The organism is Halococcus sp. IIIV-5B, assembly GCF_003602035.1.
In the GTDB taxonomy this organism is placed as follows: domain Archaea; phylum Halobacteriota; class Halobacteria; order Halobacteriales; family Halococcaceae; genus Halococcus; species Halococcus salsus.
This window is the reverse complement of sequence record NZ_QZWE01000009.1, coordinates 63,536-78,456: the sequence shown is the minus strand read 5'-3', so window position 1 is coordinate 78,456 and position 14,921 is coordinate 63,536. Positions and strand designations below refer to the sequence as shown.

The window sequence follows — 14,921 nt, the reverse complement described above, 5'->3', positions numbered from 1 at the left end:
ATGGGGCGACTTCAACATTCATTAGACAACGCAAGAAATAATCCTGAAAAAGACTTTCATCTCGCTTTGGAATTGGATCGAATATTCAGCGAATTAGAGCAGGGTGAAGAAATAAATGAGGATATTGACGAAGAAATCGCCCAGATAGATGATAATATCAATATTTTTGAAATATATAATCTCGTTAGAAAGTGGCGTATTGATGGAGAATTTCAAGCTGTACAAGATGTCTTGCCACTACTTCAAGATGGAATTGACCAAGCTCTCAGTGACGAGTGGTACAACATAGTCGCAGAATACCATTATCTGACGATAAATCTTAAATATGGAATGAGTGGTCATGACGCGGATGAAGAAGTGAAGGATACATTATCATATTTGCTCGACAATCGCAAGAACGTCAGTTCAAGTAGGGTTATACGCATCATCGATCTAATCCGAGGTAACTTAGGCGACGTTAGTGATGAGCGAAAAGACGAGTGGGTGAGGCTTGTCGAAGATGGAATTGAAGATTCCCGTTCGTCAAATGATTTTGATACAGAAAGATCGTACCTTCGGAAACTTCATTCTTTGAAGATCAACTACGGAGAAGACACAAAGTCCATAGAATCTGATCTGATTGACACATACCGGAAAGAGGCAGATTGGCAAGAAGAACGGAGTTCTTTGATAAAAGCAGATGTTCTTCGGAGTGGTATCAATGAATTTGGTCAGTATATGGGTGAAGAACAGGAAGAGCGATGGAAAAAAGAAGCTTTGGAAGCACGGAAGAAGGGTACTGAAGAAGAAATGGTCGAAATGGATCTGGAGAATCTTCCTAACGTCGAGTATGATGGGGATATCATGGAAGACATCTATGATGAAATGGATAGAAATAGAGATTTTATTGTAGAAAGCTTCAAGAATTTAAAGTACAAATATAACTCTACCTGTGCCTTATACCACATAATTGTTTCTGAAGCATTGATCCCAGATGTGACCAGAATGCGACTAAACAGCGAACAATTTGTCTTGCAAAATATGATATCAAGAAAAATAATATCTCCAGAATACAACACTCTTTCTACGAATCCAATGGATAATACAGAAGATATACCAAATAATTACGGAAGAAAGGCGCTCAGCCTGATGGATCCTGCGGCCAGTGCTTTTTATCAGCTAATAAAAGAAGGCCATCTAACTATTCGAGATTTCATAGTAATGCTTCGAGTTAGCAATTCGCTATCTTCAGATAAAGAAGCTTTTCTGACAGAAGCATTGTGCGACCTATTTGATGGGAACTACATCCAGTCTTTGTTCGTGGCATTACCACATATAGAAGGTGCTATTGTGGACTCTCTGGGGGCTGTGGATCGGACTGCCTACACGAATATGGAACATGGTACTCAACAACAAAATCTTGGCGGACTCTTCCGTATGGATGACTATTTCGACGAAGATTATTCTACTTATCTTCGATGGCGTTACACGAGCCGAGAAGGAATGAATTTGCGTAATCGAGCCGCACATGGTCAACTAAGGTACGCAAATGCTCACTATTACAATGCGATATTGACGATGTGTGATATCATACGAGTTATCATGAAAATAAATTCATCGGCATTTCTCCGCGCATTTGGACCTCCAGAAACAACTCTAAGAGCTAAAGCTACAAATTACGGTGAGGAAACAGATCTTTCACTTTATACAGATCTTAATAGACGAATTGTCGGGTATGGTGAATCGAATGATCGGCATTCATTTGTTGTCATCAGAAATCATGGAAACGAAGATGTAATAGAGTTATTTGTGGAAAGAGGAAAAATTTCACGATATAAAATTGGTCATTTCGGGTTGAGTGAAGAAGAAATTCGTTCAAGAATCAACTTATTGGGTAGTGAATATATCGAGATTCCCTCTGATGTAGAATACACATGGCTTACTGACGAAAAAATCATGGACGATCTTCTATGGATAATTAATGACCTTTCTAATGGTGAATCTGATGAGGTTCAGAAGGAATCTGTGTTTGAGCGAGCAAGGACAGTAGGAATCGACGAGTCAACTGCGAGGATGGCATTCCACGAGTTAGAAGATGGTGGAAGTATCAAGCAGTCCGAAGATGCTGTTTCGTCAATCGATTAGCGTGTTAGGCAACTGTCCCACCTCTCCCGAGTCGCGGAAAGTGTCTTAGATTGAATGAGGGGCCGCTGTCTTCTGATGGGGCGACAGAGTATGGTACTCTGCCTTCCGAAAAGGTGAACTCCGACTCTGCTTCAATGGGCGAGCAGCGTGACGGCGGAGATTCCGATAAGTCGAACGAGGGTTCCGACGATTCTTGTGGAATATCAGCAGGTTCGGGTTGATGGGGAGAGAGAGGATGGTACTCAAGCTCCGATGAGAGGCGCAGGGCGCGGCCTACTCCCTCCGACAAGGCGCGGCGGGCTTTCCATCTATCAGCTCGATCCGCGAATCCCCCGAGCTGCTGGAAGCGTGAGATCCCGCCTGTCTCGAATGAGTCATCCGTCCCTGCTCGAAGGGCTGCCGCCCACCTCTCGACATACTGAGGCGCGCCTCTTGCGTCGAAGCGACAGGTTAGGAGAGGGAGGTTTGCCCCCAATTCTTGCGTCAAGGCCGTGGTTGCGCCTCTCTCGGCATCCATGCCACCGCCTCTTTCGAGAACATGAGTCGGTGTCGCTACTTCATCGGAAGCGTGATGTTCGACTGAGACGTGAATATCCCACTCGTCGTACTGCTTCAAGGGGGAGAAAGCATCCTTTGAGATATGGCCCTGAGTCCATATGAAATCGTGTTGATGAGTAAATGGGGCGGAAGCATACGGTACTCTAACCGGCGATTTTGGGGCGAGGACCGATAACCCTGAGTATTCCTCGAAGCCCGCTGCTTCTTTCAGGCAAGCTCGCCGCCGCCGATTAATCTTCCGAGGGAGGAACCTCTGAGCATGCTCAGCTATCGACTCGCCCTCTTTCGGAACCCCTCGACAGTATGTGATAAGGACAGTCGAAAACTCCTCAAAGTCGTGAATGTAGCTTCTATCAATGTCCTTCGCTTTGGCGAACCAGCGATTAGCCCTCTTTCGAGTGTAAGCATGGCTTTGGTCGGATTCTTCGCGCCCCTGTAACCAGTCACGGAACCTCTGTAGAGTACCATCCCCTCCCTCCCCATCCTCTGATTTGCTCTCAGTCGCCTCAGATTGCTTCGAGTCCGTCGCCCACAATTCTCCGAGTAGATTCCCCTGTCTCGGAACAGGGACAGTCTGAGCGCCTGCTATGCCCTCTGCTCGAAGCATAGCCGACACCTCTGCCGATGAATAACCATTCGCCTCTGCTTGAAGCTTTAGCTCAGTGATCGGGAGAGGGTCGCCAACACTTGAGCCGAGGTACTTGCCCGCCTCTATTGCGAGGACTTGAAGCTTCTCTAATTGTAGTTGCGATACGGCCGCCGTGTTGCGATTTGTTTGCGATTTACTCAGTTTCCTTCATGAGCAACGGTTCCCACAAGGAGAGAAATCACCGAAAAGCTTAAGTAGGATCGGCACCTATATTCACTCGAAGTTAGTCCTGCTCCCCAGCAAGGGTAATTCGGTTCTTCTACCTGTTTCCCCTTCAAAGAGATAGCGAAGGGTGAAGCGATGTTCGATTACTCTATATAAGTATTACGGTCTGTGACTATTTAAATGTTACGAATCGTGCAATTCAACAATAGTTAGCTTTAAAGAATTATCTTCTTCAATATACTTTGTCGATGAAACTTCTTCTTCAATGAAGCGCGTTCAATTCATTACCGATTTTCTCGCTCGATGGTTGCGTCAGATATGGCTCAATCGCATCGTAGGAGGACCAACCACCAATTGCCATCATGACTCGAACGGAAACCTCCTTCTCTACAAGATGATGATTAGCCCATGCTCGTCGGAGATCGTGACTTGAAACGTGTTGCCAGCGTTCATCAGAATCCGTCAGATTGCCCGCTGCTTCGCGCACCCATCGGCGAATGCTATCTATGGAAACATTGACGTAAGGCTCTGAGGGACGAATGTCACGCTCTGTGGCGAAGTTATCAAGCTCTCTCTTGACTGAGGTAGGGACATAACTTTGGCGAGTGGTTTTCTCACCGCCTTTGGTGTTCTTACCCCTGACTTGAATTTCCCAATAATCGCCTTCCTCATTGTAGCTGAGGCCAGCAGGCTTAGCGGATTGCACACCACTCGCGCGAAGCCCTACTTTTCCCATGAGAAGAACGGCAATTCTCCGCTTCCAATCAGCTTCTCGGGCCTCGCCTGCGAGGAGATCCACATCATCGGGATAGTCTAACCACACTTTCACCTGCGAACCAGAATCATCGATGCTTCGAACCATACACGCTTTGTAGACAATCCGCGCATTTAGTCCCTTGGATTGGGCCGACTGATGTTCATGGAATCGCTCAAGCGGGGTATTCAACCTTCTCAGAGGGTCGATGTTCCGAGCAATACCCGCTTTGTGATACAAGGCGTTTACCGCGAATCTGTCGAGAATCACGCTCCTTTCAGGTGAGCAACAAATCTCAGTCGAGCGCGAGAAGTACCAGATGTTTTTAAACTATAACGGTTGTTCACTGAATCCTATCGGGCCACCCCGATAGCGAATCTCGGTCTAAAATCTCATCCGAGCAAGTGGTTACACATGTTACAAGAGTTACAGCGCCAGAGAACCGCCCTGTCTCAAAAATTTTCACAACTCAGATTCTGGCAGGGTAATGCGCTACCTGTTAGCAATCCATCTTATGTACGTGTTGATAGCTCGTATGAGTAGTATCAGCGCTATTGCTGAGAGTAGATAGAACACTATTCCGGTTATAGTCATATGATACGAACTTGCTGTTGGCATATAATCAATTTGGGTAGAGATGGCTCCTGCAAATCTGACAATTAGACCCATCTGAGAGTATCGACAACGACACTTGAGGAATCCAGCTTCCAACTTATCGAAGAATATTGTTGGTAAGACGGGAGGTCCGAAAAGTTGATCGAGGGATAGAGCCTGTGAGCAGGCCGCTCGACTTCAAGGATCACTATATACGCTGAGTGGCATATCACCTCATGAACCCCCCTCAGAACCGCATAGAATCCAGCCTTAGGCCTTCTACGGCTGCCCTGCTTCTGTCAGAGTAGGACTGTGGGGGGGACTCGCTCGATAATACGATTCCCCACCAAACGGCTCAGATTGGCTTGTAAGACGTTCTGCCAAAATACGATAAGAACCACTCGCAAAATTACAGCGGCAATCTCAAGCCAATCTCAGGCGCTCTCGGACAATTCAGTCGTTCATCAATCCGCTGAGTCCTTCGGCACGCTGATTCATCTTTTTGGTATGACGGCGCTCGTCATAGTGCTTATCCATAGTGTCGGTACTCATATCAACTCTCCCTGACAAGACACTCTGCTCCACGTCTTGGTTGAGTTGGTGAGTCACTGCTGATCGACGCATAGCATGAGGCGAGACTGACAACTCACACTTGCTGGCATGCTCAATATTATATGCAGGGCACGCATCTCCTTCGGAACAATCACCCACATATCGGCATGACGTCACACCATATACTTTCGATTGTAAGGTGCTACCATGCATTCTACCATGTTTGGTCGCAAACAACGGCTCCCTCCCATGATCGTCTGTCACATCAGGGCGATTGACGGCTATGTACTCATCAAGAGCATCGGCCAAGTTATCATCGAAGATACGGATGGTCCTCTCACCTCCCTTCCCGTTCTTGAGAGTGGTTCCCTGATTGGGTCGATGCTCGATTAACACGTACCTATCACGAGGATACCAGTCGCTCAAGTCGAGGGAGTGAGCCGCCCCTATCCGCATTCCTGTCCTCCACAGAAGTGAATATAGGGCATGCTCAGCAGTAGCATGCTTGTATTTTCGAAGATGTTTCCGTATCTCTTTGGCGCGCTCGGCCTCGATGAATGTGTCTCTCACACCCTCGTTGTCCTTGAGCTTCGGGGGTTTGATAATCCCCGATGAACCCATCTGGACGTATCCAGCACGCTCACCCCATCGGAGGAAACCCCTCACTGTGCAGAGATGATTGTTCCGTGTCGATTTAGCGAGACCTTCGTCTTTCAGGTATCCCGCTATATCTTCGTGGCCCTCAGGGTCAAACAAGTCTTTCCGACCGATTTTATCAAGGGTATCGATACCCTGCTCATCGGCCCATGCAACCACCTTCCTGAGACGGCTTTTAATGTTTCTTTCGCTACTTGGCGCAAGCTCATCTTTGCGACTTTCGACGTATTCTGTGCACCCTTCTTGTACCACCTTTGGTTGAAGATCTTTCATATTGGATCTCTTGCGAATCGCTCGCTGTGTGGTGGTTTTTTCGATGCTGAAGGGGTGTGCGGCCTTCAATACATATAAGGGCTTCGAGCTTATAAGACGTTTGTAGCAGGCTCTGATTGCTGGCATACAAACTATTAAGTAGCTTCGTGAAACCCGCCCCGACCCATCAACTTCCTTATTGCTCGTAAATCAACAGACAGCAGCGGCTCTTTCACCAATCAACCAGCGCGATCTGGCATCACCATTGAAGAGAGTCACTTACTCAAATGAACGGGCGTCTACGAAACGTTTGAACCGCATTGCGACGAAGTTTATTAGTCGAGCAAATGAGAATAGTCTATGTCCCGTAGCCGGATTTCAGTTGACTCTCATTGGTGGTATGCTACCATCGGCATCGTCGTTCTGCTTGTACTGTATTTGACCCAGAGTCCACCTGACACCTCGTTTCTCCTCCTCGGCCTGAACATCGTCATCGTGTTTGCTATGGCAGCCTGCTGGATACTCGATATTCGAGCCATTCGAGGCTCCGAATCCGAATGGAACCCAAGTTTTCTGTATGCTTTTGGCGCTCTGTTTACCCCAATTCTGCTTCTCTATGGGTATCGGCGATATCAGTACCTAGGCTTGGTTTAGCTGGTTCTGTGGATGCTACTGACTCTTCGTTGTCCTATCTGGTGCCCCGACTGTCCTCCCTCGGCTGCATCCCCTGATCGGCCTCACAGACGGATATACATAAGATAACAGGGAAAACAAAGCCAATAATATGTTTCCGAGCCGTTCGATTCCGATGGATCGCAGCGTGGCGCTCGGCATCCTTGGTGGGTTGACGACCTCTCTCGTCGGACTTCTCAGATACGTCGTCGTTCCGTTCTTCACCGACGAATACAATGTCGCTTCGCCCGCACTCGTTCCGCTCTACAAAGTCATCGGCGAGACACCGATCTACCACCTCGAAACACTGACCGTCCCCTCGTTTCTCGCGGTCTTCTTCGCGGTCGTCCTCCTGCGTCGGTGGGGTCTCTCGTCCCGAACGGACGATCTGAAGGTCGTCGGTGGTGTCCTCGCCGTCCCACTGCTGACGGCGTTCGGCTGCTATCTCGTCGGAGCGGTCTGGGTCGCGGTCTTCCCCCTTCGAACCGGAACCTCGCTCGGTCCCGCCTCGCTCGTCGTGGTCGTGACGTATTTCATCGTTCTGGGGTTAGCCATCGGATTCGCCTTCGCCGTCGCCGCCTTCGCCGTCGTCGGTCTCGTGGTCGGCATCGGCGTCGCTGCCGGCTATCTCTCCGCCTGGGTCGTCCTTCGAATCTTGTCTTGATCCTATTTCGTATCGCAACAGATCGTTTATCGACCGCCCATCACTGGTTCCCGTATGGACGAAACGCACGGCTACGCCCACCTCTCGGAGGTCGTCCTCCACTACGTCGAGGCGGGCGACCCCACGGACCCGCTCGTCGTCCTCCTCCACGGCTTCCCGGAGTTCTGGTACGCTTGGCGACACCAGATCGACCACCTCGCCGCCGCGGGCTATCACGTCCTCGCGCCCGACATGCGGGGCTACAACCGCTCGTCGAAACCACCCAGCATCGAGCCGTATCGCCTGACTCACCTCACGCGGGACGTGGTCGAACTGATCCGGGGTACGGAGCACGAGCGCGCCACGGTGGTCGGGCACGACTGGGGCGGTGTCGTGGCCTGGGAACTCGCCCATCGCCATCCCGACGTTCTCGACCGGCTCGCCGTCTGCAACGCGCCGCACCTCGATGCCCTCGCGCGCGAACTCCGCTCGCCGCGACAGGTCCGGCGCTCGTGGTACGCCGGGGCCTTCCAGATCCCCAAGCTTCCCGAGTTCTTCCTCGAACGAGGGGAGTACGGCTGGCTCCGGCGGCTCCTCGAAAATGGGCCGACGAATCCCGAGGCGTTCTCGGCGGGCGACATCGAGCGGTATCGCCGCGCGATAGCCCGACCGGGGGCGCTCCGGGCGGCGCTCGACTACTACCGCGCGCTCGTCCGGACGCGGCTTCGCCGTCGTCTCGGCCGGCTCGGCCCGCCCGACCGGACCACGCGAACGGATGTGCCGACACTGCTCGTCTGGGGCGACCGCGACGCCGCGCTCGGGGTCGGTCTGACGCGCGGGCTCGACCGCTGGGTCTCGAACCTCCGCGTCGAGCACCTCCCGGACGCGAGCCACTGGGTCCAGAACGACGCGCCGGACCGGGTGAACGAGCTCTTGTGCGAGTTCCTCGAAGAGGACGTATGAGCGACGAGGACGGCGATCCGCAGGCGTGGGAGACGTTGAGCACCGAGACGGCCTACGATTGCCAGGCGTTCGAGGTCGTCCACGAGTCGGTCCGGCTGCCGGACGGCACCGAGACAGGGTTCGACACCGTCCACGAACCCGAAGCCGTCGTCGTGCTAGCGTTCACACCGGACGGCGAGGTCGTCGTCATCGAGGAGTGGCGGCAGGCGGTCGGACGAACCAATCGCGGCCTGCCGGCGGGCACCATCGAACCCGGTGAGGACCCCGCGGTCGCGGCGCAACGCGAACTCGAAGAGGAGACGGGTCACGTCGCCGAGCGCGTTGAACGGCTCACCACCGTCGAACCGCTGAACGGGCTCGCGAACTCCGTCCACCACCACTTCGTCGCCCACGACTGTCGACCGACGGGCGAGCGGAACCTCGACGACGACGAGTCGATCCGGGTCGAGACCGCCGACTACGACGACCTGCTGTCGGCGCTCGCGACCGACGACCTCCGGGACGGCCGGAGCGCGCTCTGTTTGCTCTACCACGACCGGTTCGACGAACCAGAGCGGTAGCCTTAGACCGCGCGGCGGTCGAACCCGGGCATGAACGACGTTTTCGAACTCCGACGCACCGACGTCGGGGGGCGAATCGGCGAACTCCGGGTTCCTCGGTCGGATACAACCGTCGAGACGCCCGCGCTGATGCCGGTCATCAACCCCAACCTCCAGACCGTCTCCCCCAAACGACTCGAAACCGAGTTCGGCGCGGAGATATGTATCACTAACGGCTATATCATTTCGAAGAACGACGACCTCCGCGAGGCCGCCCTCGACGTCGGGCTCCACGAACTCCTCGATTTTTCCGGCGCGATCATGACCGATTCGGGCTCGTTTCAGTTGGCCGAATACGGCGAGATAGACACCACGAGCACCGAGATCCTCGACTTCCAGCACCGGATCGGATCAGACATCGGAACCCCGGTGGACCTCCCGACGCCGCCCGACGCCGACCGCGAGCGCGCCGAGGCCGACCTCGCGACGACCCAGTCGCGGCTCGAATCCGTTGGCGAAGTCGACACCGGCGAGATGCTGGTCAACGCGCCCGTCCAGGGCTCCACCTATCCGGACCTCCGTGAGGCGGCGGGTCGCGACGCCGTCGCGACCGGTCTCGACCTGTTTCCGGTGGGAGCCGTGGTCCCCCTCCTGAACGGCTACCGGTACGACGACATGGTGGACGTGGTGGCGGCCGCGAAGCGCGGGCTCGGTGCGGACTCCCCCGTCCACCTCTTCGGCGCGGGCCACCCGATGATGTTCGCGCTCGCGGTCGCGCTCGGCTGTGACCTCTTCGATTCGGCGGCCTACGCGCTCTACGCCCGCGACGACCGCTACCTGACTGTGCGGGGCACCGAGCGCCTCGCGGACCTCGACTACCTCCCGTGTGAGTGCCCGGTCTGCGTCGAACACACTGCCGACGAGATCAAGGAACTGGGCGACGACGAACGCGAGACCCGCCTCGCCGAGCACAACCTCCACGTGAGCTTCGGCGAACTCCGGCGGATCAAGCAGGCGATCCGCCGCGGGAACCTCCTCGAACTCGTCGAGACCCGCGCGCGTGGCCACCCCGCGATGCTCGACGGCTACCGCGCGCTGCTCGACCACGCCGACCAGCTCGAAGCGTCCGATCCGGCCTCGAAGGACGCCTTCTTCTACCTCTCGGGCGAGAGCGCCCGCCGGCCCGAAGTTCGCCGCCACCACGACCGCCTTTCGCGGCTCTCAGTCGAGGGATCAGTCTTACTGACCGAGGGTGACGAGAACGACGCGTTCGACGACTCCTGGCGGGTGGTGCCGCCGTTCGGCCCATTCCCCCGCGCGCTCTCGGAGAGCTACCCGCTCACCGCCGAGGTCCCCGACCGGCTCGACGACGCGGCCTACGAGCAAGCGGCCCGCGGAGTCGCGAAACTCGTCGCGGCGAATCCGGCGGTCGAGTTCACGCTCGCCCACCACGGCTGGCCGGCACGCGCGCTCTCACGGGTTCCGGACCGCGTCGCGGTCGAGCGGCTGGGATCGACGGACGAATACGACGCGGAAGGTGAGACGGAATTATGACTACCTTCTTCGAGGTTCACGAGCGCGACGGTGCGGCCCGGATCGGCGAACTCCGGCTCACCGAGCCGCTGACGACGCCCGCGCTCTGTGACGAGGTCGTGGCGGATGCGGGGAGCCTCTGGTCGACGGAGCGCGACGCCCCCGAAGGCGACCCAGGCGAGCTCACGGTGCTCCCCCACCGGGCGGCACCGGCTGGCACCCCCGAGGAGGTCGAGACGGCCTTCGATACGGACCCGACCGACGTCGACGGCCCGAGCGCCGCGGTGGTCTCGACGACGACCGCGAGCGACCGCGGCACCGACGCCTACGTCCTCTCGGACGCGCCGGGTCTCGTCGGCCACGCGCGCGCGTTCGTCGAGGGGATCCTCGCGGTGAAGGACGCGACCCCCGCCGACACGGCGCTCTACTGCTCGGGGGTGGCGACGCCCGCGAACGCCGCGCTGCTGGCCTACGCCGGTGTCGACCTCCTCGACACTACGCGCGCGGAGGTGAAGGGAAGGCAGGGGAAGTACCTCACCCGCGAGGGCGAGCACTTCCTCGAAGACCTCACCGAACTCCCGTGTGCGTGCCCGGCGTGTCGGGGACCGAGGGACGAGTTCGACCGGGCCGACTGCGCCGCGCACAACGTCAACGCGCTCCGGGCCGAACTCGGGGTGGTCCGCGAGCGGATCCGCCGCGGGCGGCTCCGGGACTATCTGGAAGGCCAGGCGCGCCACGCGGCGTGGCTCACCGCCGCGTTCAGACGGCTCGACCAGCAGTACGCCTACCTCGAGGAACGGACGCCGGTGATCCGTCGTGCCGACCTGCTGGCGGCCTCGGAGGAGAGCCTCCGGCGGGTCGAGATCCAGCGCTTCGCCGACCGGGTGACGACCCGCTACGAGAATCGCTTCTCGAACCCCCTCGTTCTCGTGCCGTGTTCGGCGACGAAACCCTACAGCGAATCCCAGAGCCACGGTCAGTTCCACGACGCGACCGGGTTCCGTGCTCACACCGTCTCGATGACTTCGCCCATCGGGGTGGTGCCCCAGGAGCTCGAAACCACCTATCCCGCCCAGCACTACGACTCGGTGGTCACGGGTGAGTGGACCGCCGGCGAGGTCGAGTTCGTCGCCTCGGTGCTCGAAGCCTACCTCGCTCGCAACGACTATCCCCGCGTCATCGCCCACGTCCCCGACGACTACCGTCAGATCACCGAGAAAGTCGAGGACTCGCTGGACATCGAGTTCGAGTACACCGTCGAGGCCCACCCCACGACGGCCGACTCGCTCGCGAACCTCGCGAGCACGTTAGAGGGCGAGCCCAAGTTCGGCAAGCGCGAACGCGAGCACAACACCGTGCGCGCGCTCGCGGACTACCAGTTCGGCGCGGGGGCGGGCGACGCGCTCTTTGGTGAGATAACCACCGAAGGCCGCTACCCGAAACTCCGCGTCAGCGAGGACGACCACCTCGCCACGATGGTTCCTCAGTACGGCGTGCTCGCGCTCACGCTCGCCGGTGGCCGTCGCTGGGTCGAGAGCGAGGTCGAGACGCGAACCGTCGAGATCGACGGCTTCGTCCCGCACGGCAGCGTGCTCGCGCCAGGGATCGTCGACGCCAGTGACGCGATTCGCGTCGGCGACGAGGTGGTGGTCTCGGGCCCGAAGGCGTTCGCGGTCGGGCGCGCCGAGATGAACGGCCCCGAGATGGCCGAGAGCACGCGCGGGATCGCCGTCGAGGTGCGCCACGTCGAGGAGCGCTGACGCGATTCCCGATTTCGCCGCCGGTCAGTTGGTCCCCTCGCGAACGGTCGCGTCGGTCGAGGCGCGCGAGATCGAGTAGAGGACGAGCCCGAAGATCGCCCAGACCAGCACGATCGCCCAGTCCTTCGGCCAGACCAGCGCGGAGGGTGCACCGGGGAGGTAGAGCGCGAAGAAGGCGACCGACCCGACCAGCGCGAGACCGCCGAACAGGTAACCGGCGGGGAGCTCGAACGGTCGGTCCATCTCGGGCTCGTCGTAGCGCAAGTAGAGGAAGGAGGCGCTAACGAGGATCCACGCGAAGACGATCCCGAGCGAGTTGGCATTGATGATCGAGGAGATCATCTGGGACCCGAGCCACGGCGCGAGCGCGGTGACCCCGCCGATGAGGAGCACCGCACGCGACGGGGTGTTGTACTCCGGGTGGATAGTCGCGAGCGAGGTGGGGAGCATCCCCGAGTCGGCCATCGCGAAGATCACTCGGCTCGCACCGATCAGGAACGCGCTCCAGCTCGTCAGGAGGGCGGCGATGCCCGCGAGCGTCATGAGCTTCCCGGCGAGCGGGTTGTCGAACACCGCGGTCATCGCGGCGGCCGCGGGGACCGGACTCTCGCCGAGCACGGCCGCCGGGAGGACCTGCCCCGCCGACCAGATGCTGACGATGTAGAACACGCCGACCGTGACCACCGTGAGCAACACTACGATGGCGAGCGAGCGTGGCGAGGTGTCGGCCTCCTCGGCGGCCTGTGGGATCACGTCGAAGCCGACGAACAGCCCCGGGACCTGGATCGCCACGACCGAGGCCCCGGCGAGGCCGACGCCCGCGAAGGGCGGGTTCGAGACCTGTGGCGCGATCGTGAGCGAGCCGGTGACGAGCACCAGTCCGGCGAACGCGACGACCGCCGCGAGCACGAGCTGGAGCTGGGCGGTCGGCCGGACGCCTCGGTAGTTGAGGGCGGTGACGCCGACGACCCCGAGCAGTCCGACCGCGACCACGCTCCCGTAGACCGGCTGACCGAGGATCGTCCAGAGTTCGAACATCCGAAAGTCCGGGATCAGATACGAGACCGCGACGCCGAGGGCGATCGATTGGAAGGCGACGACCCCGACGTAGCCGAGGAGCAGCCCCCAGCTACACGCGAACGAGACCTTCGGGCCGAACGCCCGGAGGCTGTAGTGGTGTTCGCCGCCCGCGTACGGCATTGCCGAGACCAGCTCCGCGTAGACGAGGCTCACGAACACGACGAGCAGGCCACCGCCGGCGAACGCCAGCGTCGCACCCACTGGTCCGGCCGCGTCGATCCAGTAGCCCATCTGGATGATCCAACCCCACCCCACGATCGCCCCGAACCCGATGGCGAACAGCTGCCACCGGGAGAGAACACCCTGCAAAACGTCTTCCGTGAGTTCGTCCGACACGGAACTCCGTTCGCCCGACAGTCGTTTAGTCCTTCGCCGGCGAAACGGTCGTCGAAGTCACGCGTAGAGGAACTGGGACGGTTCCCGGGGCGCGTTCGGTCGCATCCCTCGTAAGCGGTCTCCGACGGCACACTGAATACCCTCGCAAGAGGTGACGGGTTGTACTAGCTCTCTGCAGACCGGTAGTAGAAACGGTCCTCGTCCTCTATATATCGAGCTTCGATATCTCCACTGTTCAACAATAGCTCAACTCTGACAGCGATATACTCCCGATCGGGAAAGTCGCTGTTCTTCTCCTTGAACTCCACCATTATGTCACTGATGCTATGCGCTCTCGGGTGATCGTTTTCCAAGAATCTCAAGATCTTCCCGACGATGGAGTTTCTTTTCACTCCGTCTTCCTCCCAATCTTGTCCACTGACCGGCATATCGGTGATACTATTACGATAGCTAAAAGTCTGCCTTTCGGAGCGTGGTTCCGCTGCACCTCCACACGGAGCGAAGCCCGTAGACCGAAGCGAGAAAACGAGGGTAACGGGCCGAAACGATGGGTGGACTGCGGTGTATCGATACCCGAATGCTTGAACTCGTGGAACGCACGACAACGAAGGGGCCGTTTCGCTACGGGTCCGAATCTCTGTTCGGGCTACTGGTACGATTCGTCAGTACCCCTACACCGTCCGGTGAACCGAAGTAACCCGCAGAATCATGGGCGCTGCAGGATTTGAACCGGAGAGAGACGGTCTGCTCGCTTCGCTCACGGCTGCGTCTCTCGGGATCCAAATCCCTCACGGTCCAGTTGCCACTCCTCACTGTCGTTCGGAGGACAACTGGGCGCTGCAGGATTTGAACCGATGCCGGACGGTCACCTCGCTTCGCTCGGCGCTGCGACCGGCGGGATTCAAATCCCTCGCGGTCCATGATTCGCTCCTCACGTCCGTTCGTCGCAGAATCATGGGCGCTGCAGGATTTGAACCCGCGACAGCTTGGTCCGAAGCCAAGTACTCTGTCCAAACTGAGCTAAGCGCCCTCACCAGCCGTATCCACGAGCCATAGTTAAATCCCGCGGTCGGCGCGTTCCGGGTGGTTT

The 14,921-nt window shown here is 57.5% G+C and carries 10 protein-coding genes and 1 tRNA gene; 6 read left to right on the top strand and 5 right to left on the bottom strand.

From position 1 onward, the window contains the following. Nucleotides 1-2,124 carry a DUF4209 domain-containing protein gene (locus D3261_RS08520; protein ID WP_120071403.1) on the top strand — a complete coding sequence of 708 codons (2,124 nt, stop codon included), beginning with the start codon at nucleotides 1-3 and terminating at the stop codon, nucleotides 2,122-2,124. A 1,634-nt stretch (nucleotides 2,125-3,758) separates the two neighbouring features. Here the strand turns inward: D3261_RS08520 and D3261_RS08515 are convergent. After that, entirely contained in the window at nucleotides 3,759-4,358 is a 600-nt protein-coding gene (locus D3261_RS08515) for a site-specific integrase (RefSeq protein WP_120071468.1), read from the bottom strand. Between the two features lie 939 nt (nucleotides 4,359-5,297). Further along, nucleotides 5,298-6,395: a tyrosine-type recombinase/integrase gene (locus D3261_RS08510; protein WP_158589365.1), complete on the bottom strand. Its 1,098-nt coding sequence runs from the start codon at nucleotides 6,393-6,395 to the stop codon at nucleotides 5,298-5,300. A gap of 718 nt (nucleotides 6,396-7,113) precedes the next feature. Between D3261_RS08510 and D3261_RS08500 the strand changes: the two genes are divergently transcribed. The 5 genes from D3261_RS08500 to arcS are packed head-to-tail and all read left to right on the top strand — an operon-like array spanning nucleotide 7,114 to nucleotide 12,415. Beyond that, nucleotides 7,114-7,641 (top strand): hypothetical protein, encoded by a 528-nt coding sequence (locus D3261_RS08500; RefSeq protein WP_120071397.1) that lies wholly within the window; start codon nucleotides 7,114-7,116, stop codon nucleotides 7,639-7,641. Nucleotides 7,642-7,695: 54 nt separating this feature from the next. Continuing rightward, nucleotides 7,696-8,583: an alpha/beta fold hydrolase gene (locus D3261_RS08495; protein ID WP_120071396.1), complete on the top strand. Its 888-nt coding sequence runs from the start codon at nucleotides 7,696-7,698 to the stop codon at nucleotides 8,581-8,583. Continuing rightward, nucleotides 8,580-9,143 (top strand): NUDIX hydrolase, encoded by a 564-nt coding sequence (locus tag D3261_RS08490; RefSeq protein ID WP_120071394.1) that lies wholly within the window; start codon nucleotides 8,580-8,582, stop codon nucleotides 9,141-9,143. The genes D3261_RS08495 and D3261_RS08490 overlap by 4 nt, the downstream gene beginning before the upstream one ends. Before the next feature lie 30 nt (nucleotides 9,144-9,173). Next, nucleotides 9,174-10,676 carry a tRNA guanosine(15) transglycosylase TgtA gene (tgtA, locus tag D3261_RS08485; protein ID WP_120071392.1) on the top strand — a complete coding sequence of 501 codons (1,503 nt, stop codon included), beginning with the start codon at nucleotides 9,174-9,176 and terminating at the stop codon, nucleotides 10,674-10,676. After that, nucleotides 10,673-12,415 carry an archaeosine synthase subunit alpha gene (gene arcS, locus D3261_RS08480; RefSeq protein ID WP_120071390.1) on the top strand — a complete coding sequence of 581 codons (1,743 nt, stop codon included), beginning with the start codon at nucleotides 10,673-10,675 and terminating at the stop codon, nucleotides 12,413-12,415. Before tgtA ends, arcS begins: the two co-directional genes overlap by 4 nt. 24 nt (nucleotides 12,416-12,439) lie before the next feature. Here the strand turns inward: arcS and D3261_RS08475 are convergent, their stop codons facing one another. The 3 genes from D3261_RS08475 to D3261_RS08465 form a co-directional block, all read right to left on the bottom strand. Continuing rightward, nucleotides 12,440-13,831, bottom strand: a complete 1,392-nt coding sequence (locus D3261_RS08475) for an APC family permease (protein WP_120071388.1) — start codon at nucleotides 13,829-13,831, stop codon at nucleotides 12,440-12,442. Nucleotides 13,832-13,995: 164 nt separating this feature from the next. Next, complete coding sequence (locus tag D3261_RS08470) at nucleotides 13,996-14,259, bottom strand: hypothetical protein (protein ID WP_120071387.1); 264 nt, start codon at nucleotides 14,257-14,259, stop codon at nucleotides 13,996-13,998. Between the two features lie 527 nt (nucleotides 14,260-14,786). Beyond that, nucleotides 14,787-14,861: transfer RNA gene (locus D3261_RS08465), tRNA-Arg, on the bottom strand. Nucleotides 14,862-14,921: the final 60 nt, after the last annotated feature.

Excerpts from the sequence above, each read along its gene's own strand:
- arcS (WP_120071390.1), top strand. The coding sequence starts at position 10,673 with ATGACTACCTTCTTCGAGGTTCACGAGCGCGACGGTGCGGCCCGGATC.
- D3261_RS08470 (WP_120071387.1), bottom strand. The coding sequence starts at position 14,259 with ATGCCGGTCAGTGGACAAGATTGGGAGGAAGACGGAGTGAAAAGAAAC.
- D3261_RS08520 (WP_120071403.1), top strand. The coding sequence starts at position 1 with ATGGGGCGACTTCAACATTCATTAGACAACGCAAGAAATAATCCTGAA.
- tgtA (WP_120071392.1), top strand. The coding sequence starts at position 9,174 with ATGAACGACGTTTTCGAACTCCGACGCACCGACGTCGGGGGGCGAATC.
- D3261_RS08500 (WP_120071397.1), top strand. The coding sequence starts at position 7,114 with ATGGATCGCAGCGTGGCGCTCGGCATCCTTGGTGGGTTGACGACCTCT.
- D3261_RS08515 (WP_120071468.1), bottom strand. The coding sequence starts at position 4,358 with ATGGTTCGAAGCATCGATGATTCTGGTTCGCAGGTGAAAGTGTGGTTA.
- D3261_RS08490 (WP_120071394.1), top strand. The coding sequence starts at position 8,580 with ATGAGCGACGAGGACGGCGATCCGCAGGCGTGGGAGACGTTGAGCACC.
- D3261_RS08495 (WP_120071396.1), top strand. The coding sequence starts at position 7,696 with ATGGACGAAACGCACGGCTACGCCCACCTCTCGGAGGTCGTCCTCCAC.